This window comes from Elioraea sp. Yellowstone, from assembly GCF_006704265.1.
Taxonomy (GTDB): domain Bacteria; phylum Pseudomonadota; class Alphaproteobacteria; order Acetobacterales; family Acetobacteraceae; genus Elioraea.
In genome coordinates this window covers 16,823-38,649 of sequence record NZ_VIKA01000001.1, presented here as the reverse complement: position 1 = coordinate 38,649, position 21,827 = coordinate 16,823, and the positions used below count along the sequence as shown (strand labels likewise).

At 70.9% G+C, this 21,827-nt stretch carries 16 protein-coding genes; 4 read left to right on the top strand and 12 right to left on the bottom strand.

All coding sequences use genetic code 11. The features are described 5' to 3' along the window. Window positions 1–3 precede the first annotated feature (3 nt). The gene (locus FK498_RS00170) at window positions 4–1,293 is read left to right on the top strand and encodes an ArgE/DapE family deacylase (RefSeq protein ID WP_141850801.1); all 1,290 of its coding nucleotides are present in this window, start codon (window positions 4–6) and stop codon (window positions 1,291–1,293) included. On the opposite strand, the gene FK498_RS00165 is transcribed toward FK498_RS00170, so the two are convergent. From FK498_RS00165 to FK498_RS00135, 7 genes are all read right to left on the bottom strand, one after another. Beyond that, on the bottom strand, window positions 1,290–2,450 hold the full coding sequence (locus FK498_RS00165; RefSeq protein ID WP_141850800.1) for an aminotransferase class V-fold PLP-dependent enzyme: 1,161 nt from the start codon (window positions 2,448–2,450) through the stop codon (window positions 1,290–1,292). The genes FK498_RS00170 and FK498_RS00165 overlap by 4 nt on opposite strands. Continuing rightward, window positions 2,450–3,418: an ABC transporter ATP-binding protein gene (locus tag FK498_RS00160; RefSeq protein WP_141850799.1), complete on the bottom strand. Its 969-nt coding sequence runs from the start codon at window positions 3,416–3,418 to the stop codon at window positions 2,450–2,452. Before FK498_RS00160 ends, FK498_RS00165 begins: the two co-directional genes overlap by 1 nt. After that, entirely contained in the window at window positions 3,415–4,398 is a 984-nt protein-coding gene (locus FK498_RS00155) for an ABC transporter ATP-binding protein (protein ID WP_141850798.1), read from the bottom strand. Before FK498_RS00155 ends, FK498_RS00160 begins: the two co-directional genes overlap by 4 nt. Further along, window positions 4,399–5,295: an ABC transporter permease gene (locus FK498_RS00150; protein ID WP_141850797.1), complete on the bottom strand. Its 897-nt coding sequence runs from the start codon at window positions 5,293–5,295 to the stop codon at window positions 4,399–4,401. Then, window positions 5,295–6,236 carry an ABC transporter permease gene (locus tag FK498_RS00145; RefSeq protein ID WP_141850796.1) on the bottom strand — a complete coding sequence of 314 codons (942 nt, stop codon included), beginning with the start codon at window positions 6,234–6,236 and terminating at the stop codon, window positions 5,295–5,297. Before FK498_RS00145 ends, FK498_RS00150 begins: the two co-directional genes overlap by 1 nt. Before the next feature lie 169 nt (window positions 6,237–6,405). After that, window positions 6,406–8,010 carry an ABC transporter substrate-binding protein gene (locus tag FK498_RS00140; RefSeq protein WP_141850795.1) on the bottom strand — a complete coding sequence of 535 codons (1,605 nt, stop codon included), beginning with the start codon at window positions 8,008–8,010 and terminating at the stop codon, window positions 6,406–6,408. 29 nt (window positions 8,011–8,039) lie between these two features. Then, window positions 8,040–9,509 (bottom strand): M81 family metallopeptidase, encoded by a 1,470-nt coding sequence (locus FK498_RS00135; RefSeq protein ID WP_141850794.1) that lies wholly within the window; start codon window positions 9,507–9,509, stop codon window positions 8,040–8,042. A 128-nt stretch (window positions 9,510–9,637) separates the two neighbouring features. Between FK498_RS00135 and FK498_RS00130 the strand changes: the two genes are divergently transcribed. After that, window positions 9,638–10,633 (top strand): succinylglutamate desuccinylase/aspartoacylase family protein, encoded by a 996-nt coding sequence (locus tag FK498_RS00130; protein WP_141850793.1) that lies wholly within the window; start codon window positions 9,638–9,640, stop codon window positions 10,631–10,633. Between the two features lie 96 nt (window positions 10,634–10,729). Here the strand turns inward: FK498_RS00130 and FK498_RS00125 are convergent, their stop codons facing one another. The 3 genes from FK498_RS00125 to FK498_RS00115 are packed head-to-tail and all read right to left on the bottom strand — an operon-like array spanning window position 10,730 to window position 15,179. After that, a complete protein-coding gene (locus tag FK498_RS00125) occupies window positions 10,730–11,878 on the bottom strand; it encodes an acyl-CoA dehydrogenase family protein (RefSeq protein WP_141850792.1) in 1,149 nt (382 codons plus the stop codon). A gap of 10 nt (window positions 11,879–11,888) precedes the next feature. Next, complete coding sequence (locus FK498_RS00120) at window positions 11,889–13,097, bottom strand: acyl-CoA dehydrogenase family protein (RefSeq protein ID WP_141850791.1); 1,209 nt, start codon at window positions 13,095–13,097, stop codon at window positions 11,889–11,891. A 15-nt stretch (window positions 13,098–13,112) separates the two neighbouring features. Then, on the bottom strand, window positions 13,113–15,179 hold the full coding sequence (locus FK498_RS00115; protein WP_141850790.1) for a 3-hydroxyacyl-CoA dehydrogenase NAD-binding domain-containing protein: 2,067 nt from the start codon (window positions 15,177–15,179) through the stop codon (window positions 13,113–13,115). A gap of 134 nt (window positions 15,180–15,313) precedes the next feature. Between FK498_RS00115 and FK498_RS00110 the strand changes: the two genes are divergently transcribed. Next, window positions 15,314–16,276 (top strand): tripartite tricarboxylate transporter substrate binding protein, encoded by a 963-nt coding sequence (locus tag FK498_RS00110; protein WP_141850789.1) that lies wholly within the window; start codon window positions 15,314–15,316, stop codon window positions 16,274–16,276. Window position 16,277: 1 nt separating this feature from the next. Here FK498_RS00110 and FK498_RS00105 read toward each other — a convergent pair whose 3' ends face one another. Together FK498_RS00105 and FK498_RS00100 are read right to left on the bottom strand one after the other, a co-directional pair. Then, window positions 16,278–18,647 carry a xanthine dehydrogenase family protein molybdopterin-binding subunit gene (locus tag FK498_RS00105; RefSeq protein ID WP_141850788.1) on the bottom strand — a complete coding sequence of 790 codons (2,370 nt, stop codon included), beginning with the start codon at window positions 18,645–18,647 and terminating at the stop codon, window positions 16,278–16,280. Continuing rightward, entirely contained in the window at window positions 18,640–20,169 is a 1,530-nt protein-coding gene (locus tag FK498_RS00100; protein ID WP_141850787.1) for a M81 family metallopeptidase, read from the bottom strand. The genes FK498_RS00105 and FK498_RS00100 overlap by 8 nt, the downstream gene beginning before the upstream one ends. Window positions 20,170–20,254: 85 nt before the next feature. Here FK498_RS00100 and FK498_RS00095 point away from each other — a divergent pair, with 85 nt between their 5' ends. Next, complete coding sequence (locus FK498_RS00095) at window positions 20,255–21,811, top strand: ABC transporter substrate-binding protein (RefSeq protein WP_161988257.1); 1,557 nt, start codon at window positions 20,255–20,257, stop codon at window positions 21,809–21,811. Window positions 21,812–21,827: the final 16 nt, after the last annotated feature.

Genomic DNA, 21,827 nt, shown 5'->3' with positions numbered 1-21,827 from the left:
CGCATGCCCGACGCCACCATCCTCGCCCGCCTCGCTGCGGCGGTGGACGCCAACTTCGACCGCGAGGTCGCGTTCCTCGCCGACATCGTCCGCTTCCCCAGTCTGCGCGGAGCGGAAGCCCCCCTGCAGGACTGGCTTGCCCGCGCCTTCGCCGCGCGCGGCTATGCGGTGGATCGCTTCACCCTCGCCGAGGTTCCGCTCGCTGCGCACCCGAAGGCGAGCCCGATGGTTGACGTGGACCCCGCGGGCTCGGTGCAGGTGGTGGCTGCGCATCGCGCCGAGGCGCCGACCGGGCGCAGCCTGATCCTGCAGGGCCATATCGACGTCGTGCCGGAAGGTCCGTCCGAGATGTGGACCCATCCGCCCTACGCCGCGGTGATCCGCGACGGCTGGATGTATGGCCGCGGCGCCCACGACATGAAGGCGGGTGTTTCCTGCATGGTGTTCGCGATGGACGCGATCCGAGCGGCCGGATTCGCACCAGCAGCGGACGTCTATCTCCAGACCGTCACGGAGGAGGAGAGCACCGGCAACGGCGCGCTCGCGACGCTCCTGCGCGGCTACCGTGCGGACGCGGCGCTGATCCCCGAGCCGACCGGGCACGCGATCACGCGCGCGCATACGGGCACGCTCTGGTTCCGGCTCAAGGTGCGCGGCGTGCCGGTGCATGTCGCGGTGGCGCAGGACGGCTCGAACGCGATCTTGTCGGCGATGCGTCTGGTGGACGCGCTCCATGCGCACACGCGCGCGCTGAACGCCGCGGCGAAGGCGCATCCCTGGTACGCATCCGTGCCGGACCCGATCAAGTTCAACCCGGGCATCATCCGCGGCGGCGACTGGGCCTCGTCCACCCCGGCCTGGTGCGAGGTGGATTGCCGCATCGGCCTGCTGCCGGGCACCGAGGTCGCCGAGGCGATGGCGGGCGTCGAGCGGGCGGTGCGGGAGGCCGCTCGCGGCGATGCGTTCCTCGCCAACAACCCGCCCGAGATCGTCTGGCACGGGTTCCAGGCCGACGGCTACGTGCTGGAGCCGGGCAGCGAGGCCGAGGCCGTGCTCGCGGCCGCGCATGCGCAGGTGCATGGCGGGGCGATGCCCGAGCGCCGCTCGACCGCGGTGAACGACACGCGCTTCTACGGGCTCTATTTCGGCATCCCCGCGCTCTGCTACGGCCCGAAGGGCGAGGGCGCGCATGCCTTCGACGAGCGCACCTCGATCGAGGATCTGCGCCGCTGCACGCTGACGATCGCCGCCTTCATCGCCGACTGGTGCGGGCTCAAGCCGCGCGCGGGCTAAGCAAGAGCAGCGCGGACCGCGGCGATCAGCGCCGCGTCGTCCTCGGGACGCAACGCCTGAGGATCCACGAGCAGCACCCCCTCGCCCGCATGCCGCTCGCCGAGATGCACCGGCGGATCGCCTGCGCGCAGCCGCGCGGCGAGCCCCGGTGCATCCTCAACACGCAGCGCGAGCTGCGGCGCGCGCCCGGTCGTCGCCGCATCGAGCAGCGTGCTCCGCACCGGCAGCGCATCGGCGATCGCGCGCAGTCGCGCGGTCTGCGCCGCCTGCTCCGCCGCCTCGTCGCGCGCGAGGAAGCGGCGCAGCGCCACCAGAAGCCCGACGATCTCCTCCTTGCCCGCCTTGAAGCCGCGGCCGAGCCCGTGATGCGGCACGCCTGCGACCTGCACGCCGAGCGGCGCCCGCCAGCTCGCCACCGGCACGTCCATGTCGAGCATCTGCATCAGCGCCGAGGCGATCAGCGTGCGCCGGCCGGCGAGGATGCCGGAGGATTGCGGCCCGCCGATCGCCTTGCCGCCGGAGAAGACGACGAGATCGGCCCCGGCCGCGATGAACCGGCGCAGATTGGCGGCCGGGGGGAGTTGCGCTGCCGCATCGACGATCACGGGCAGGTCGTGCGCATGCGCCGCGCGCGCGACCAGGGGCAGGTCAGGGACACTCCACGGCGTGGCGGCGAAGAAGATCGCTGCGGTGCGCGCCCCGATCGCCGCCTCGATCTCCCACGCCTCGATGCCGCGGATGCCCGCCCCGGTGCCGCGGTCGTTGTGGCCGAAATCGACCAGGCGCGCACCGGCGACCGCGAGCGCGCGCGTGTAGGCGCTGCGATGCGTCCGGTGCACCAGGATCTCGCTGCGCCCGTCCTCGATGCGCGGGAGCTGCGCCATGCGCGCGGGGTCGAGCCCGGCGAGCACGGCCGCCGCGGCAAGCGTCAGTCCCGCGGCGGCCCCAGTTGTGACCAGACCCGCCTCGGCGCCCGTGGCGGCAGCGATCTCCGCCGAGGCCCGTTCCTGCAGCGCCGCCATGTCGAGCGAGGCACCCGCCGCTTCGGCCATCGCCGCCACCACCTCGGACGCCATCGGTGCACCGCCGAGACGGGTCAGCGTGCCGGCGGCGTTGATCACCCGCGCGAGCCCCAGTTCGGCGAGCGCGCCGCCCATCACGCCTCCAGGAGGTGGCAGGCCGCCTGCCGTCCCGGCGAGACCTCCCTCAGGCGTGGCGTCTCCTCCCGGCAGCGGTCCATCACGAAGGGGCAGCGCGTGTGGAAGCGGCAGCCCGCGGGCGGGTTGAGAGGGCTCGGCACGTCGCCCTCCAGCACCAGCGTGTCGCGCTTCGCGCGCGGATCCGGGATCGGCGCGGCGGCGACGAGGGCGCGCGTGTAGGGATGCTTCGGCTCGTCCAGCACCACCTGCTTCGGCCCGATCTCGACGATCTCGCCGAGATACATCACCGCGATGCGATGGCCGATATGCTCCACCACCGCGAGGTCGTGGCTGACGAAGAGGTAGGCGAGACCGAACTCCTCCTGCAGGTCCATCATCAGGTTCAGCACCTGTGCCTGCACCGAGACATCGAGCGCGGAGACCGGCTCGTCGGCGACGATCAGCTTCGGGTTCAGCGCGAGCGCGCGCGCAAGGCCGATGCGCTGGCGCTGTCCGCCCGAGAACTCGAACGGGTAGCGCCCGACCCCCTCGGGCCGCAGCCCCACCTTCGCCAGAAGCCCGGCCACCCGCTCCTCGAGCGCCTTGCCCCGGAGCCCCTCGTAGTTCTCGAGCGGTTCGCCGACGATCTGCCCCACCTTCAGTCGCGGATTGAGCGAGGCGTAGGGATCCTGGAACACCATCTGGACGCGCCGGCGGAACGGCGCGAATTCGCGTTCGTCGAGCCCCGTCACATCCGTGCCGTCGAGCCGGATCGCCCCGCCGGTCGGCTCGTCGAGGCGCAGCACCAGCCGCGCGACCGTGGACTTGCCGCAGCCGGACTCGCCCACGAGACAGAGCGTCTCGCCGGGCGCGATCGCAAAGGACACACCGTCCACCGCGCGCACCCACGCCACCGGCCGACGCAGGATACCGCGCAGGATCGGAAAATGCTTCACCAGGCGATCGACCTCGAGCACCGGCGTCATGCGCGCCCTGCCTCCCAGCAGGCGGCGAAGTGGCCGCCGCCATGGTCGTCGAGCGAGGGCGCGGCCTCGCGGCAGCGATCGGTGGCGAGCGGGCAGCGCGGCGCGAAGGCGCAGCCGGGAATGGGCGTGCGCAGGTCCGGCACGATGCCCGGGATCTCGGCAAGGCGCCTTGTCCTGTTGTGCTTGAGCCGCGGGATCGATGCCATCAGCCCGCGCGTGTAGGGATGCAGCGGCGCGTCGAACAGCGCCGTGACCTCCGCCTGCTCGACGACGCGGCCGGCATACATCACCACCACGCGCTTGGCGGTCTCGGCGATCACCCCGAGATCGTGCGTGATCAGGATCACCGCCGAGCCGATGCGTTCCTTCAGCTCCAGCATGAGGCGCAGGATCTGCTTCTGTACGGTGACGTCGAGCGCGGTCGTCGGCTCGTCGGCCAGCAGAAGCTTCGGGTTGCAGGACAGCGCCATCGCGATCATCACGCGCTGGCGCATCCCGCCCGAGAACTGGTGCGGGTAGTCGCCCACGCGCCGTTCCGCATCGGGGATGCGCACCAGCTTCAGCATCTCGACGGCGCGGGCAAGCGCCTCCTTCCGGCTGGCGCCCTGGTGGATGCGCACGGCCTCGGCGATCTGCTCGCCGATGGTCAGCACCGGGTTCAGGCTGGTCATCGGCTCCTGGAAGATCATCGCGATGCGGTTGCCGCGAATCTCGCGCATCGCAGGCTCGTGGAGCGTCAGAAGATCGGTGCCCTCGAAGACCACCCTGCCGCCGACGATGCGGGACAGCTTGGGCGGCAGCAGGCGCAGGATCGAGAGCGCCGTGACCGACTTGCCGCAGCCGGACTCGCCGACGATGCCGAGCGTCTCGCCCGGCGCCAGCGAGAACGACACGCCATCCACCGCGCGCGTCACGCCGTCCTGGGTGAAGAAATGCGTACGGAGGTCCAGGACCTCCAGGATCGGCGCGGTCTCGGTCATCTACATCCGGCGGGCAAGTCTGGGATCGAGCCGGTCGCGCAATCCGTCGCCCAGCAGGTTGATCGACAGCACGACGAGGGCGAGGCAGATGCCCGGCGCGAAGATCGTCCAGGGCGCGCGGGCGAGGAACAGCCGCGACTGCGCGATCATGTTGCCCCAGGTCGGGATCTCGGGCGGCACACCCGCGCCGAGGAACGACAGCCCCGCCTCCACCAGGATCGCCGAGGCGCAGATATAGGTCGCCTGCACGATCAGGGGGCCGATCGTGGAGGGCAGGATGTGGCGCAGGATGATCTTCCGCGACGGACTGCCGACCGAGACCGCGGCATCGATGTATGGTCGTTCGCGCACGGTGAGCACCACCGAGCGCACCAGGCGCACCACGCGAGGGATATCGGGCACGGTGATCGCGGCGATGACGATGGCGATGCCGCCGCCGGTCAGCGCGACCAGGGCGATCGCGAGCAGGATCGAGGGGATCGCCATCAGCGCATCCATCACGCGCATGACGATCGCATCGACCAGGCGGAAATAGCCCGCGACCAGGCCGATGCCCAGGCCGATCAGGGTCGCGAGAAGCGCCACCGATATGCCGACCATCAGCGAGATGCGCGTGCCGTGCACGGTACGCGCGAAGATGTCGCGCCCCAGATTGTCGGTCCCGAAGCGGTCGATCTTGCCGGACGCGAAGAAGTCGCTGAACGAGGGCGGTCTCAGCCGGTCGGCCGGCGAGACGGTGAACGGATCGCCCGAGATCCAGGGCGCGAGCACCGCGATGCAGACCATCAGCAGCAGCATCGCGCCGCCGATCACGATGGTCGGGTTGCGCCGGGCGAAGCGGGCGAGGCCCCCGCGGATGGGAACCGGCGGCTGGGCGATGGCGGCTGCGGTCGTCATCAGTAGCGCACGCGCGGATCGAACAGCGTGTAGGAGAGGTCGACGGCGAGGTTCACCAGCACATAGATCGCCGAGAAGACCAGCATCACCCCCTGGATGATCGGGTAGTCGCGACGCGTGATCGCATCGACCACCAGCCGGCCGATGCCGGGGATGTTGAACACGGTCTCCGTGATCACCACGCCGCTGATCAGGAGCGCGACACCGATGCCGACCACGGTGACGATCGGCACGGCGGCGTTCTTCAGCGCATGCCTGAACAGCATCGGCCGCGTCGCCACCCCCTTCGCCTGCGCGGTGCGGATGTAGTCCTCCGACAGGATCTCGAGCATGGTGGTGCGGGTGATGCGCGCGATCAGCGCCAGATAGGCGAGGCCGAGCGCCACCGAGGGCAGGATGAGGCGCTCGAGCCAGGGCCAGAACCCTTGCGCGATCGGGCGATAGCCCTGCACCGGCAGCCAGCGGAGCTCGATCGCGAAGAGGTACACCAGCAGGTAGCCGACCACGAACACCGGTACCGAGAAACCGGCCACCGCCAGCCCCATCACCGAGCGGTCGATCCCCGAGCCGGCCTTCCACGCCGCCAGCACGCCGAGCCCGATCGCGATCGAGACCGCGAAGATGAGCGTGGTGATGGCAAGCGAGACGGTCGGTTCTGCGCGCTGGAGGATCAGTTCCGCCACACCGCGATTCCAGAACAGGGACTGTCCGAGATCGCCCTGCAGCACGCGCCAGATCCAGATCGCGAACTGTTCCCAGAGCGGCCGATCGAGGCCGAGCGTGGCGCGGATCGCGGCGATCTGGTCGGAGGTGGCGTTGTCGCCCGCGATCACGGAAGCCGGGTCGCCGGGTGCGAGATGCACCAGCAGGAACACGATCACCGCGACCAGGAGCATCACCGGGATGGTCGCGAGGAGACGGCGGATGATGTAGGCGATCATGATGTGGCCATGCTGTCGCCTTCACCGCCGCCGACGCGGGAGCCGCGACGGGAGCACCCCCGTCCTCTCCACCTGGCGCGCGAGCAGAGGCGTGAGGGCAGAAGCTTCCCTCTCCCCCGCGAGGGGGAGAGGGACAGCATGCGCGCCAGCCTCCCGGGACCGCGTCGCCTCACGCCTTCTTCACGTTCCAGAACGGCACCACGCCCGGAGAGTTGATCCACCCCGTGACATTCTTGCGGTGCGCGACCGGTGTCCTCCACTGGCCGTAGTAGACATGCGGCACGAAGTTCCACGCGTTCTCCTGCAGCCTGTGCGTGACCTTCTGCCGCGTCTCCAGGTCGGGCGCCTTCACCCACTCGTCACGCAGCCGCTCGTGCAGTTCGTCCGACGGCCAGCCGAACCAGCCGCGCTCGCCGGTCGCCGCGTGCGCGGCCGCCCAGATCGGGTTCGACGAGGAGAGCCCGTCGGCCGAGGTGATGAAGATGTTCCACCCGCCCTGATCGGGCGGCGCCTTCACCGCACGGCGCTGCACCACGCCCGACCAGTCCATCGGCACCATCTGGATGTTCATGCCGATCGCGCGCAGCTCCTGGGCGAGGATCTGCGCGGCGTTCGTCATGTAGAGGATGTTGGTCGCCTGCAGCAGCGTGACCGGCTCGCCCTTGTAGCCGCTCTCCTGCAGGAGCTGGCGTGCCTTCGCGCGGTCCGGCCCCCGCTTGAACCACTCCGTGTTGGCATCGCTTTCGTACGGCGTGCCGCAGGTCAGGAACGATCCGCAGGGCTGGTAGAAGCGGCGATCGACGAAGGTCGCCTTCAGGTGGGCCTCCTGGTCCACGGCCCACAGCACGGCCTGCCGCGCCTTGACGTTGTTGAACGGCGGATGGAGGAAGTTCAGGCGGATCCACCCGACATTCCCGAGCGGGTTGCGATCCTGCAACGCGATGTCGGGATCAGCCTCCAGCGCCGGAACGGTGTCGATCGGCGGCTGTTCGACATAGTCGACCTCGCCGGCCTGCAGGGCGGCGATCGCGGTCTGGACGTCGGGCATGTTCTGGAAGATCACGCGCTCGACATGCACCACCTTGCCGCCGGCAATCCAGGACGGCGGCTCGCTGCGCGGCCGATAGTTCGGGTTGCGGTCGTAGACGTACTGGCTGCCCGGCCTCGTCTCGCGCTCATTGAACAGGAACGGTCCCGAGCCGACGATCGTCTCGATCTTCTGCATCGGGTCCGTCATCGCTTCCTTCTCGCGCATCATGAAGCAGATGGGGGTGGAGGTCTTGGCCATCGCGTCGGTGATCAGGCCGTAGGGCTCCTTCAGCTTGATCACGATCGTCCGGGCATCGCGTGCGGAGATGTCGGCCACCCGCTCCATCATGTGCTGACCGGCGCCGTCCCGCGCGGCCCAGCGGCGGAGCGAGGCCACACAGTCGCGCGCCGTCACGTCCGTACCGTCAGACCACTTCAGCCCGTCGCGCAGCTCCATGGTGAACGTGAGCTGGTCGTCGGACAGCCCATGCCGGCCGACCATCTGCGGTTGCGGCCGCACCTGGTCATCGATGCCGAAGAGCGTGTCGTAGACCATGTTGCCGTGGTAGGCGGCCATGTTGGCCGTGGTCCAGATCGGGTCGAAGGTCGGCACGTCGCCGTGCATCACCGCGCGCACCGTGCCCTTGGCCGAGGGCTGCGCGCGCGCCGGCCAGACGGCCGGAGCGGCCAGAATCGCCGTGCCGGCCACGCCGGCGCCCAGAACACTGCGTCGTGTCGTCCTCATGCTCCGTCTCCCTGCCTGTTCGTGCCGGCCTAGAGGATCAGGCCGGGCGTGGTCCGCTCGTCCAGCGGCCAGATCGGCCGCTCGATCCGCGTATAGGGTATTTTGCGGTAGTCTCGCGCCAGCGGCCCGTCGCTGTCCACATAGATCACCCTGGCCGCGATCGGGCCGAAGGCGGCGCGGAAATGGTTGGTGGACTTCACCACAACGAGCTTGCGGGCGGTCGGCTCGATGCCGACATTGCGGAACAGTTCGAGGCCGAGCGCCTGGGTACGGTTGCTGATCAGCACCACGTCGATGCCGCCGACGCGGATCGCCGCCGTGTCGCCGAGCGGGACCCTGGTCGGGCCGAAGCTCTGCCAGCAGTCCCGCGCGAGCTTCGTCACCTCCACCACCGCATCGACCGGCGGGCCCGAGGCCGGGCCGATCTTGCCGCCGAAGCGCAGCGGGATGCGCGCCCCCTCCCCCGCATCCATGCAGAGCCGCACGGCGATCGGGTCCCAGATCGGCCCGAGGGCGGCATCCTTCACGCCGCGCGCGATCATCGCGCGCAGGATGGTGGTGTTGTCGGAGGGCGCGCCGCCGCCGGCATTGTCGGCCGGATCGGCCATCACCACGGGTGCGCCGTTGAACTCGACCGCGAACGTGATCCCCTCCTCGACGGACAGGTAGGGCGGTGCGGTCCTGCCGCGCATCGAGACGAACTCCTCGCCGATCGCGGTCGCGACCCGGTCGGACTTCGCCTTGTCACCGTCGGCGATCACCAGCACGCGGCCGGTCAGCTCCGGAACGTCGGCATAGGGGAAGCAGTGCCCGATCGAGATCGAGAGGATGCCGTCCGTGCCCTCCAGCGCGCTCACCTTGTCGACGAAGGCCCGCATCAGCGGCTCGGTGGTCGGGTAGCTGCCGATCTGCCGGCAGTCGTAGAGCGACATCACCGGCCTGATCTCCTTGCGGATCGTGCGCAGCACCAGCGTCAGCACCTCCTCGGCGCGCTCGACCACGTCGGTGTGCGGGAACTCCTTGTAGAGGATGATGATGTCGGCCGCCGCGACGCGCTTCCTGGTCAGATGGCAATGCGGGTCGAGCTCCACGCCGATCACGCAGTCCGGGCCCACGATCGCGCGCACGCGCTCGATGATGTCACCTTCGACGTCGTCATAGCCGTGCGCCACCATCGCCCCGTGCAGGCCGAGCAGCACCCCGTCGAGCGGCAGCGCCGCCTTCACCTGGCCGAGGATCTCGTCGCGCATGAACTCGTAGTCGGCGCGGTTGGTGGTGCCGGCCGGCGAGGCGGCGAAGCACGAGCCCTCGATCAAGGTGAACCCCTCTGCGGCGGCGCGTTTTCGTGCCACGAACAGTGGTGCGGTGCACATCAGAGGGGTGTCGTCCGGATGCTCGCCCGGGCGGAGGAACACGCCCTCCCGGTAGGCCGCGAGGCTGGTCGGCAGGGGCGAGAAGGTGTTGGTCTCGGTGGCCAGTGTCGCGGCGAAGAGACGCACGTTGTTCCTCCGGTTCGTTGGCCCCAGTGAAGCACGGTCGCACGCCGCCGCAAAGACGGTTTGCGGGACTTGCGGCGCGATCGCCGCCGACGGATGCTTCCTTCGGTAACGAAACGGGCGAGGGTAGGATGGACCGGCAGACGCGGATCTTCACCAATGTCGACTACGACCGGGACGGGAAGCAGGTCGACTATCTCTACCTACCCCATTCCGTCACGCGCAGCGCCTATGGTGCGATCGCGATCCCGATCGCGGTGATCCGCAACGGCACCGGACCGACCGCCCTCTTCATGGCCGGCAACCACGGCGACGAGTACGAGGGTCAGGTCGCCCTGTGCAACCTGGTTCGCGAGATGAAACCCGAGCGCATCAGGGGGCGCATCATCATCCTGCCCGCGGCCAACCTGCCTGCCGCGATGGCCGGCACGCGCGTCAGCCCGATCGACGAGGGCAACCTCAATCGCAGCTTCCCCGGCGACCCGGACGGGTCGGTGACGCGGCAGATCGCCTTCTATATCGATAGCGAACTTTTCACGCGCGCCGACCTGTTCCATGACTTCCACTCCGGCGGCAGTTCGCTTGCCTATCTCCCCTTCGCATCGACCCATCACGGCCCCGATCCGGCCCTGAACGAGAGGGGAATCGCCGCGCTGCGCGCCTTCGGCGCGCCGACCTCGCTCGTCTGGCGGCATGGCGCTGATCCGCGCTACTCGCCGGCGGCGGCGATGCGGCGCGGCGTGGTCGCTCTCGGCGGCGAGTTCGGCGGCGGCGGTTCGCTCAGCCGCATCGGGCTCGCCATGGTCGAGGCGGGGATCGAGCGCCATCTGCGCGCGCTCGGCATCCTGCCGGGCGCCATCGAGGCGCCGCCGACGCGGATGCTCGAGGTGCCCTCGCGCCACTGCTTCGTCTACGCACCGCACCCGGGCGTGTTCGAACCGGCGACGGATCTCGGCGACGTCGTTGCGGACGGCGATCTCTGCGGGCGCGTGCACTTCGTCGACGATCCCGCACGCCCGCCCGCGGAGGTGCGCTTCGGCCATGGCGGCATCGTCGTCTGCCAGCGACACCCCGCGCGCGTGGAGCGCGGCGACTGCGTGGCGCACACGGCCGTTGAGGTGCGGTAGCACCCTCTTGACCTTCTCCCACGCGCGCGGGAGAGGAGACCGGGGGCGCCGTTGCGTTCCCTCGCCCGCCTGCGGAAGAGGGCCAGGGTGAGGGTACTAGGCCGGGATCAGCCCGCCGGTCTCCGCCAAGCGGCGCAGATGGAACTCGGCGTTGCCGAACATCGCCTCGATCGCGCCGAGCCGCGCCATGCAGTGCGCCACCGCATACTCCATGGTGATGCCGATGCCGCCATGCATCTGCACCGTCTCCTCGGCGACGAACTTTGCCGCCCGGCCGATCTGCGCCTTCACCGCGGACATCGCCCGGCCTCGCTCAAGAGGGTCGGGCTCCTCGAGCGACATCGCCGCGTACATCGCCATGCTGCGCGACTGCTCGATCGCCATCATCACGTCCGCAGCCTTGTGCTGGAGGACCTGGAAACTGCCGATCGGCACGCCGAACTGCTTGCGCATCTTCAGGTAGTCGAGCGTGAGCTTCTGCGCTGCGACCATCACGCCGACCGCCTCGGCGGCGAGCGCGGCGATCGCCTCGTCCACCACGCGCTCGATCAACGGCAGCCCGTCCGCGGGATCGCCGAGCACGTCCTCGGCGGCCACGCGCACGCCGGCGAGCGTCACCTCGGCGGCGCGCCGCCCGTCATTGGTCCGATGCCCGCGCCGGGTGAGGCCGGGCGCCTTCGCATCGACCAGGAACACGCCGATGCCCGCACGATCGCGCCGGCCGCCGCCGCTGCGCGCGGTGACGACCAGCCTGTCCGCGACGTCGCCGTGCAGCACGACGAGCTTGCGCCCCTCCAGCACCCACCCGTCGCCGTCGCGCTTCGCGGTCGTGGCGACGTCGTGCAGGTCCCAGCGCGACTGCGCCTCGGTCGAGGCGAAGGCGAGCAGGAGCGAGCCCCGCGCGATCGCCGGCACGAGCGCCGCACGCCGTTCCGCCCTTGCGCCGTGGCGCAGGAACCCGCCGCCCAGCACCACGGTCGCGAGCCACGGTTCGAGCGTCAGCGCCTCGCCCAGCGCCTCCGCGACCAGCATGGTCTCGACCGCGCCGCCGCCATAGCCGCCCTCGGCCTCGGCGAAGGGCAGGCCGAGCAGGCCGAGCTCGGCATAGGCGGCCCACATCGCCCGGCTCCAGCCCTCGGGCTCGCGCGCGTATCCCTTGCGCGCCTCGAAGCCGTAGCGGTCGGCGAGCAGGCGCGTCAGGCTCTCGCGGAGAAGCCGCTGTTCCTCGCTCAGATCGAAATCCACGTCTCTCTCCTCAGAGGCCGAGGAACGCCTTGGCCATGATGTTGCGCTGGATCTCGTTGGTGCCGCCGTAGATCGAGAGCTTGCGCCAGTTCATCCAGATCGGCTGCGCCATCGCCGCCCAGTCGGGCACGATCTCGGGCTCGTTCGCGCCCTCCGGCGCTGCCGCCATCGGCGCGGCAAGCCCGTAGGGGCCGGCCGCCTCGACCATCAGCGCGCTGATTGACTGGAGGATCTCCGAGCCCTTCACCTTCAGGAGCGACGAGGCGGGATCGGGCTTCCGTTCGCCCAGCGCCTTCTGCTCGGCCGCCACCACGCGCATGGTGGTGATCTCGAGCGCCTTCAGCTCCACCTCCACCGCGGCGAGGCGCTCGCGGAAGCGGATGTCCTCGATCAGCGGCCGGCCTCCCGAGGGCGCCTCGGCGGCGATCCGCTTCAGCCGGCGGATGCGCTCCTTCGACATCCCCACGCGCGCCTGGCCGGTGCGTTCGTTCGAGAGCAGGAACTTCGCGCAGTCCCAGCCGCGGGTCTCGTCGCCCACCATGTTCTCGACAGGCACCTTCACGTCGTCGAAGAACACCTCGTTGATCTCGTGCTCGCCGTCGATCGTGACGATCGGTCGCACGGTGATTCCGGGGCTCTTCATGTCGATCAGCAGGAAGCCGATCCCCTCCTGCTTCCTCTTCGCGTTCGGATCGGTGCGCACGAGCGTGAAGATCCAGTCGGCCCAGTGCGCGAGCGTGGTCCAGGTCTTCTGGCCGTTGACGATGTAGTGCTCACCCACCCGCCTGGCAGAGGTCTTGAGCGAGGCCAGATCCGAGCCGGCGCCGGGCTCGCTGAAGCCCTGGCACCACCAGTCCTTGCCGCTGCGGATGCCGGGCAGGAAGCGGCTCTTCTGCGCCTCCGAGCCGAAGGCGATGATCACGGGGCCGACCATCATGGTGCCGAACTGCTGCGGCTGCGGCGCGGGCGCCTGCTGCAGCTCCTCGCGGAAGATGTAGCGCTGCACGGGAGTCCAGCCCGGGCCGCCATGCTCCTGCGCCCAGTCCGGCACCGACCAGCCCTGCTCATGCAGCTTGCCGTGCCACCAGCCCCACTGCGCCTTGGTCGGCGTGCGGCCCGAGGCCATCCGTTCGCGGGTCTCGTCCGGCAGGGTGCGATCGATGAAGTCGCGCACCATCCTGCGGAAGGCACGCTCCTCCTCGGTGAAGCGCAGATCCATCCTCGCCCTCCTCCCTCAGCCAGGCTTCGCGAAGCTGCCGCCCGAGGCGGCAAGACGCTCGATCAGCGGGGCGGGCTTGAGCCCGTCGTCGCCGGTGAGGGCGGCGAGTTCGGCCAGCCGGTCGCGCACCTTGGCGAGCCCGATCCGGTCTGCGTGCCACATCGGCCCGCCGCGCCAAGCCGGCCAGCCATAGCCGTTGACGAAGATCACGTCGATGTCGGAGGCGCGCGCGGCGATCCCCTCCTCCAGGATCTTCGCCCCCTCGTTCACCAGGCTGAGCGTCATGCGATCGACGATCTCCTCGGGCGGAATCGTCCGCCGCGTCCTGCCCAGCGAGGCGGAGATCTCGAGGATCATCCGTTCCGTCTCCGGGTCCGGCTCGGGCGTGCGGCTGCCGTCGGCATAGCGGTACCAGCCCCTGCCGGTCTTCTGGCCGAGCCTGCCCGCCGCCACCATCGCATCCGCGATCGGGAACGGGATGCCGAAGGCCTTGCGCACCATCCCGCCGATGTCGAGCCCGGCAAGGTCGGCCACCGCGAACGGCCCCATCGCGAGGCCGAAGCCGGTCATCACCCTGTCGACCTCCCAGGGCAGCGCGCCCTCCTGCAGCATCAGCTCGCCCTGCCGGCCGCGCTGGAACGACATGCGGTTGCCGACGAAGCCGAAGCAGTTCCCGACCACGACCGGCACCTTGGCGATGCGCCGCCCGACCGCGACCGCCGTCGCCAGAGCGGCGGCGGTGGTCGCCTTGCCACGCACGATCTCGAGCAGCCGCATCACGTTGGCCGGGCTGAAGAAGTGCATCCCCAGCACGTCCCCCGGACGGGATGTGGCGCCCGCGATCGCATCGACATCGAGATAGGAGGTGTTGGTCGCGAGCACCGCGCCCGGCTTGGCCAGCCGGTCGAGCTCACGGAAGACGCCCTGCTTCACCTCCATGTCCTCGAACACGGCCTCGATGATCACGTCGGCGTCGCGCACCTCGGCAAGATCGGTCGTGCCGCGGATCAGCCCGAGCAGGCGCGAGACGTCCTCGTCCGTCATCCGTCCGCTCTTGACGCTGCGGCGCCAGTTCGACTCCACGCGGGCGAGCCCGCGCGCCAGCGCCTCCGCGGTCGTTTCGACGACCGTGACAGGGATCCCCGCCGCGGCGAAGGACATCGCGATGCCGCCGCCCATCGTGCCGGCGCCGACCACCGCCGCGCGGGCGACCGGACGCGGCTCGATCCCCGCGAGCCCCGCGACCTTCTGCGCCTCGCGCTCGGCGAAGAAGGCATGGCGGAGCGCCTGGCTCTGCTCGCTCCTCACCAGCCGCTCGAAGAGCCGCCGTTCGGTCGCGAGCCCGTGCTCGAAGGGCTCGGTCAGCGCCGCACGCACCGCCTCGGCGGTGGCGGGCGGCGCCTCCATGCCGCGCGCGCGCTTCGCCACCGCGGCGGCGGCGGCGTCGAAGGCGGCGAGTTCGCCGGCAGCCACGCGGTCGCGCACCCGCGCATACTCGCGCCCCGCCGCCAGCGCCGCGCGCGCGAAGGCGACCGCCCCCTCAGCCAGATCGCCCTCGATGATCGCGTCGATGATGCCGAGCTCCTTCGCGCGCGGCGCGGGCACCGAATCGCCCGTCGCGATCAGCGCGAGCGCAGGCTCGGCGCCGATCAGCCGCGGCAGGCGCTGGGTGCCGCCCGCTCCCGGCAGGATGCCGCGCTTCACCTCCGGCAGGCCGACCTGCGCCGAGGGCGCCGCGACGCGCGCGCGGCAGCCGAGCGCCAGCTCCAACCCGCCGCCGAGCGCGTGGCCATGGATCGCCGCGACCGTCAGGCCGGGAAAGGCGTCGAGCGCGTCGATCACCTGCGTGAGCGTCGGCTCGAGCCGCAGCCCGCCGAACTCGGTCATCTCGGCGCCGGCCGAGAACATGCGCCCCTCGCCGATCAGCACCACCGCCTTCGCGCCCGCAGCCGCCGCGTCGTCGAGCGCGGCCACGAGCTCCTGGCGCAACGCGTGGCGCAGCGTGTTCACCGGCGGGTTCGCGAGACGCAGCACATGCACCTCGCCGAGCCGTTCGTGCCGGACGAATGCCTGTTCCGCCATGGATCCTCCCGCGAAGACTGCGGCAGGGTGATCGCTCGCGCGGCGCGACGCAAGTCGCGCCGGCCGGCCCTTCGCAGGACGGCCCGGTCCCACTATCGTCCGCCGTCGAAGAACGAGATCGGGAGGAACGCCCCATGCGTCGACGCACCCTGCTCGCCTCGGTCCCGGCCCTGGCGCTCGCATGCCCGTCACGGGCGCAGGCCTGGCCCTCGCGGCCCGTGCGCATCATCGTCCCCTTCGCCGCGGGCGGGCCGGCCGACATCTACGCCCGCCAGCTCGGCGACAAGCTCGGGCCCGAGCTCGGCCAGCCCTTCGTGGTCGAGAACCGCCCCGGCGGCGGTGCGGTGATCGGCACCGATGCCGTGGCCAGGGCGGAGCCCGATGGCCACACGCTGCTGATGATGTCGAACACCCATACGGCGAACGAGACGCTGCTGCCGAACCGGCCCTATGTGCTGCTGCGCGACTTCGTGCCGGTGGTTCCGGTCAACATCGCCAACCACGCGCTGATCGCGCGGCCGGACCTCGCGGTCGCCTCGGTCGGCGAGCTGATCGCGCTGGCGAAGGCGCGCCCCGGGGCGCTGAACTACGCCTCCTCCGGCCCCGGCACGCCGTACCACATCGCCGGCGCGAAGTTCTGCCACATGGCCGGGATCCAGGTGGAGCACATCCCCTTCCGCGGCTCCGGCGAGGCGCGCACGGCCATCATCGGCGGCACGGTCGACTGGATGTTCGACAGCATCACGACGCAGATCGAGAACATCCGCAGCGGCAAGGTGAAGGGATTGGCGACCAGCGGTACGCGGCGCAGCCCGCTCCTGCCCGAGCTGCCGACCGTCTCGGAAGCGGGCGTGACCGGCTACACCGCCTCGATCTGGCTCGGCATCATGGCGCCCGCCGGCACGCCGGAGACCGTGGCGCAGCGGCTGAACGCGGCCGTGACCCGGGTGGTCACCGCCGAGGAGACGCGCACCCTCTGGGCACGCCAGGCGGTCGAACCGATGCCGATGTCGCCTGCCGAGTTCCGCGCCTTCCTCGAGAAGGACATCCAGGACCAGGCCGAGGTGATCCGCGCGGCCAACATCCGCGCCGCTTGAACTACCGGACCGCGCCTTCGCGCGCGGCGCGGATCGCGCGCCACACGCGCTCGGGCGTCGCCGGCATGTCGAGATGCGTCACGCCGAACGGCCGGAGCGCATCGACGATCGCATTGATCACCACCGGCAGCGCGCCCACCGTCCCGGCCTCGCCCGCGCCCTTGATGCCGAACGGGTTGTTCGGCGTCGGCACGTGGTTGCCGACCACCTCGAATGGCGGCAGGTCGTCGGCACGCGGCATCGGGTAGTCCATGAAGCTCGCCGTGACGATCTGCCCGGTCTCGTCATAGGCGATCGTCTCGCCGAGCGCCTGGCCCGCACCCTGGGCGATGCCGCCATGGATCTGGCCCTTCAGCAGCAGCGGGTTCACCACCGCGCCGACATCGTCGCAGACCGTGTAGCGGTCGATCCGCACCGCGCCCGTCTCGGGATCGACCTCGACCTCGCAGACATGGCAGCCGTTGGGGAAGGTCGCCTCGTCGGCGGTGGTGACCGCGAGGGCCGCAAGCCCCATCGGCTCGCCCTTCGGCAGCGCGCCGAGCCGGTAGGAGGCGCGCGCCACCTCCTCGATCCTGAGCGCGCGGTCGGTGCCGGCCACCCGGAACGACCCGGCATCGAACTCGATATCGCCCTCCGCCGCCTCCAGCAGATGCGCCGCGATCCGCCGGCCGCGGGCGATGATCGCATCGGCCGCCCGGCGCAACGCCACCCCGCCCGCGGTGGCCGAGCGGCTGCCGAAGGTGCCGCGGCCATGCGGCACCGTGTCCGTGTCGCCGGCCAGCACGCGCACGCGCTCGAAGGGCAGGCCGAGCATGGTCATCGCCATCTGGCGGAACGCGGTCTCATGGCCCTGGCCGTGGTTGTGCGTACCGACCAGCAGCGTCGCGTCGCCGCCCGGGTCGAAGCGGATCTCCACTGCCTCCTCGTTCGGCATCCGCTGCGGTCCGGCGGCGATCTCGATCGCGTTCGCGATACCCCTGCCCCGCAGCATCCCGCGCGCCTGCGAGGCGGCACGGCGGGCCTCGAACCCGTCCCAGTCGGCGGCCTCCATCGCCCTGCGCATCCCTTCGGCGAAGTCGCCGCTGTCATAGATGAACACGAGCCCGGTGCGGAACGGCATCTGATCCGGGCCGATCAGGTTGCGCCGACGCAGTTCGACCGGATCGACACCAAGATGATCGGCAGCGACATCGATCACCCGTTCGACCGCGTAGGTCGCCTCGGGCCTGCCGGCGCCGCGATAGGGGGCGGTCGGCTGGGTGTTGGTGAAGGCACCGCGCACCTCGGCGCGGATCGCGGGCGTGCGGTAGACGCCGGCGAGCCCGCCGAGGTTGTTGGTCGGCGAGTGGGGCGTGTTGAACGCGAGATAGGCGCCGAGCCCGGCGATGGTGCGGATGCGCAAGGCCAGGAAGGTTCCCTCGCCGTCGAGCGCGAGCTCGACGGTCGAGACATTGTCGCGCGCGTGGAAGTCGGAGAGGAAGGACTCGGTGCGGTCGGCGACCCACTTCACCGGCCGGCCGGTGCGGCGTGCCGCCCACAGCACCAGCGCGTGCTCCTGGGTGGGCGAGCCGCGCATGCCGAAGGCGCCGCCCATGTCTGGCGAGACGAGCCGCAGTGCGTGATGCGGCACGCCGAGCACGGTCTCGGCGAGCTCCTGGCGGATGCGATGCGGGATCTGCACGCCGGAATAGAGCGTGTAGCGGCCGTCCGCCGCGTCCCAGACCCCGATCGCGGCGCGCGGCTCGAGCGGATTGGCCGAGACGCGACTGATGCGGAAGTCGAGCGCCACGACGTGGGCTGCGCGCGCGAACGCCGCCTCCACCGCGGCGGCATCGCCGAGCGTGAACAGGAAGCAGAGATTGTCGTCGCAGAGGCCCGGCCACACGGCGGGCGCGCCAGGCGCGAGTGCGGCGGCGGCGTCCGTGACCGCGGGCAGCGGCTCCCAGTCGATCGTCACCAGCTCGGCAGCGTCCTTCGCCGCATTGCGCGTCTCCGCCACCACCACCACGACCGGGTCGCCCACGAACTTCGCCGCTCCGGTCGCGAGCACGCGGTAGGGCGGGCGCGGCATAGGGCTGCCGTCGGGGCGGTGGCGCTGCACGATGGTCTGGAGCGTGCCGAGGCCATCGGCCTCCGCGTCCGCTCCGGTCAGCACGGCCAGCACGCCGGGTGCAGCATGCGCCGCCGCCGTGTCGATCGCGCGGATCGCGGCGTGCGCATGCGGGCTGCGCACGATCGCCATGTGCGCGACGCCGGGGATCGCGAGGTCGTCGGTGTACCGGCCGAGGCCGCGCAGCAGCCGGAGATCCTCGACGCGGCGCACCGGCTTCCCGATGCCACCCGTCTCGACGGGGCGAAGATCGTCAGGCATGCGGCGGCGACCAGGCGGTATCGGGGTCGAGCGGCCAGATCGGGCGCGGGATGTTGCGGTAGGGCACGCGCTCCAGCACCACCGAGGTCAGTCCCGGCACATCGACCTCGACGATCGCCTCGCGCGGGAAGATGTCGTCGAAGCCAGCGCGGAAGTGCCCGCGCGACTTCACCACCAGCGCGCGGACCGAGCGCAGGTCGACGCCGAGATGCTCGGCCATCGCGGGGTCGGCGAACTGGCGGCGGTGCGTCACCACGATCACGCGGATGCCGCCCAGGCGCAGCAGCGCCGTCGGCCCGAGCGAGACGCGCCGCCCGGCATAGATGCCGCGCCGGCCGATGAACTCGCCGTCGGACAGCGCCTCCACCACCGCCTCGGCCTCGAAGGACTCGCTCATCGGGTGCGGCTCGGCGCGGTTGAAGCGCGCGGTGAAGCGTGCGTCCACGCCCAAGCCATGCGCCTCGGCCGCGAGCGGCGGGTCGTTGTGGATGCCAAACAGCGCGCCCTCCACCCCGGCCGCGTGGAACGCGCGCAGGATGTAGGTCGTGTTGCCGCGCCCGCCCCCGCCCGGGTTGTCGGCGACGTCGGCGAACAGCAGCGCCGGGCGGGACGGATCGGCGCCGGCCTGCCTGGCCATCGCCACCGCCGTCTCCAGCGGCGTGAGCGTGATGCGGAAGCGCTCGCGCATCTCCCACAGGCGCCGCGCGACGTCGCCTGCCACCGCTTCCGCGCGTACGCGATCCCCCTTCGCGGTGACGATCACCGAGAGCCCGTTCTTCGGCGTATCCCCGAGCGAGAAATTCGCCACCACCGAGACGTCGAGGATGGTGTGGTCGATCAGCGACTGGCCGTAGGCGATGATGTCGGCATAGGGGCCCCGGTCGGTGTTCATCGCCACGGCCGGCGTGATCATCGGCAGCTTCACGAACGCGGCCTTCGGCCGCATGCCGCCGAGCATCGCCCGCATGGCGAAGGCCGCGTCCATGCCGCGGGCGATCATGTCCACATGGGGATTGGTCCGGTAGGCGATCAGCACGTCAGCCTCGTCCACCATCCTCTGCGAGACGTTCGCGTGCAGGTCGAGTGTCGCGATCACCGGCACCTCCGGCCCGACCACCGCGCGCACGGCGGCAAGCAGCACGCCGTCCGGATCGGGCTCCCCGGTCGCCGTGGCCGCGCCGTGCAGGGCGAGGAACACGCCGTCCACCGGCGGGGCTGCCCGCAGCCCTGCGGTGATGCGCGCCACCACCTCGTCGAACACGGGCTGCTCGACCGGACCGGAGGCGCCCGCACCCGTCGCGAGGAGCGGGATCGCCGTCCATTCGTCTCCCTGGTCCATGCCAGCGAGGAACCCGCTCAGGCAGGCCGAGGCGCGCGGCGCCGGCGAGCGCAGATCCACGAGCAGCGGCTCGCCCTCCAGCCAATACGTCGCCTCGAACTCGGCCTTCGGTGCCGGTGGCGCGTGGCCGTTGCTCTCGAGCATGAAGCCGCCGAGGGCGATGCGGGGGGGCGTGCGCGTCATGGGCGCGGAGACTGCGACGGTTGCCCGCTTTGCACAACGCCCCCGGCGCGCCATCATGGCGGGGGGAAGAGACAGGGAGGGTTGGATGCGACGTATCCTGTGCGCGGCCGTCGCCGCGATCGCGCTCGTGACCGGGGGAGCCTCGGCGCAGACCCTGACGCTCGGCACCAAGCTCGAGCTCAACACGCTCGATCCGCACTTCTTCAACGGCTTCCCGCAGGCCTCGAGCCACAGCCAGATCTTCGATGCGCTGACCTGGCAGAACGACCGTCAGGAGATCGAGCCGGCGCTGGCCGAATCCTGGCGCCTGATCGACGATTTGACCTGGGAGTTCACGCTGCGCCGGGGCGTGGTGTTCCATGACGGGTCCCCCTTCACCGCCGACGACGTGATCGCGACCTATGCGCGCCTGCCGAACGTGCCGAACAGCCCGGCCCTGTTCACCGTGTTCACGCGCGCGATCGCCGCGATCGACAGGATCGACGACCACACGATCCGCATCCGCACCTCCACGCCGAACCCGCTGCTGCCGCTCGACCTCAGCCGCGTCTTCATCATCCGCGCCGCCGATGCCGGACAGAGTACGAGCGAGTTCAACGCCGGCAAGGTGAACGGCACCGGTCCCTATCGCCACGTCGAGTGGGTGAATGCGGATCGGCTGGTGCTCCAGCGCTTCGAGAGGCACTGGCGCGGCCCCGCCGCGTGGGAGCGCGTGACCGAGCGCGTGATCACACGCGACCCCTCGCGCGTCGCCGCGCTGCTCGCCGGCGAGGTGGACGCGATCGATCTCGTACCGGTCGGCGACAAGGCGCGTATCCGCCAGGACCCGAGGTTCGCCCTGTCCAGCGGACCGGCCGCGGTGGTGCACTACATCGCGCTCGATTCGGCACGCGAGCAGAGTCCGCATGTCGGCGCCAAGGACGGCCAGCCGCCGCTCGCGCGCAACCCGCTGATGGATGCGCGCGTGCGCCGGGCGCTGTCGCTCGCGATCGACCGCACCGCGATCTGCGAGCGACTGATGGAGGGAAGCTGCACGCCGGCCTCGCAGATGCTGCCGCCGTCGTTCCCCGGCACCAGCCAGCGACTGCAGCCCGACCCGCTCGACCTCAACCGGGCGCGCGCGCTGCTCGCCGAGGCGGGGGTGCCGAACGGCTTCCGCCTCGCGCTCCACACCACCACCGACCGCTACCCGAAGGACAGCCAGATCGCCCAGGCGATCGGCCAGATGTGGACGCGGCTCGGGCTGCAGGTGTCGGTCGAGGGCGTGCCGGGCCAGGTGTTCTTCGGCGCGGCGACGCGGCAGGAGTTCTCGGCCTTCATCGCCCAGTACGGCACGATCGAGGCCTCCGAGGGTCCGCGCGCCGTCCTGCACACCAACGACGCGCAGCGCGGGCTCGGCGCGGCGAACCGCGTGCGCTACTCGAACCCGCGCGTCGATGCGCTGATCGTCGATGCGCTGGGCGAGATGGACCCCGAGAAGCGCATCGCCAAGGTCGCCGCCGCGATCGAGGCGGCAATGGAGGACCAGGCGCTGATCCCGGTCTTCCACCCGACCTGGGACTACGCCTCGCGGCGCACGCTGACGATCACCCCGCGGCCGGAACGGCGCTTCAACGCGCTGATGATCCGCCCGGCAGGGTGACGGGCACGGGGCCGGC

Excerpts from the sequence above, each read along its gene's own strand:
- FK498_RS00170 (WP_141850801.1), top strand. The coding sequence starts at position 4 with ATGCCCGACGCCACCATCCTCGCCCGCCTCGCTGCGGCGGTGGACGCC.
- FK498_RS00165 (WP_141850800.1), bottom strand. The coding sequence starts at position 2,450 with ATGGGCGGCGCGCTCGCCGAACTGGGGCTCGCGCGGGTGATCAACGCC.
- FK498_RS00160 (WP_141850799.1), bottom strand. The coding sequence starts at position 3,418 with ATGACGCCGGTGCTCGAGGTCGATCGCCTGGTGAAGCATTTTCCGATC.
- FK498_RS00155 (WP_141850798.1), bottom strand. The coding sequence starts at position 4,398 with ATGACCGAGACCGCGCCGATCCTGGAGGTCCTGGACCTCCGTACGCAT.
- FK498_RS00150 (WP_141850797.1), bottom strand. The coding sequence starts at position 5,295 with ATGACGACCGCAGCCGCCATCGCCCAGCCGCCGGTTCCCATCCGCGGG.
- FK498_RS00145 (WP_141850796.1), bottom strand. The coding sequence starts at position 6,236 with ATGATCGCCTACATCATCCGCCGTCTCCTCGCGACCATCCCGGTGATG.
- FK498_RS00140 (WP_141850795.1), bottom strand. The coding sequence starts at position 8,010 with ATGAGGACGACACGACGCAGTGTTCTGGGCGCCGGCGTGGCCGGCACG.
- FK498_RS00130 (WP_141850793.1), top strand. The coding sequence starts at position 9,638 with ATGGACCGGCAGACGCGGATCTTCACCAATGTCGACTACGACCGGGAC.
- FK498_RS00120 (WP_141850791.1), bottom strand. The coding sequence starts at position 13,097 with ATGGATCTGCGCTTCACCGAGGAGGAGCGTGCCTTCCGCAGGATGGTG.
- FK498_RS00115 (WP_141850790.1), bottom strand. The coding sequence starts at position 15,179 with ATGGCGGAACAGGCATTCGTCCGGCACGAACGGCTCGGCGAGGTGCAT.
- FK498_RS00110 (WP_141850789.1), top strand. The coding sequence starts at position 15,314 with ATGCGTCGACGCACCCTGCTCGCCTCGGTCCCGGCCCTGGCGCTCGCA.
- FK498_RS00105 (WP_141850788.1), bottom strand. The coding sequence starts at position 18,647 with ATGCCTGACGATCTTCGCCCCGTCGAGACGGGTGGCATCGGGAAGCCG.
- FK498_RS00100 (WP_141850787.1), bottom strand. The coding sequence starts at position 20,169 with ATGACGCGCACGCCCCCCCGCATCGCCCTCGGCGGCTTCATGCTCGAG.
- FK498_RS00095 (WP_161988257.1), top strand. The coding sequence starts at position 20,255 with ATGCGACGTATCCTGTGCGCGGCCGTCGCCGCGATCGCGCTCGTGACC.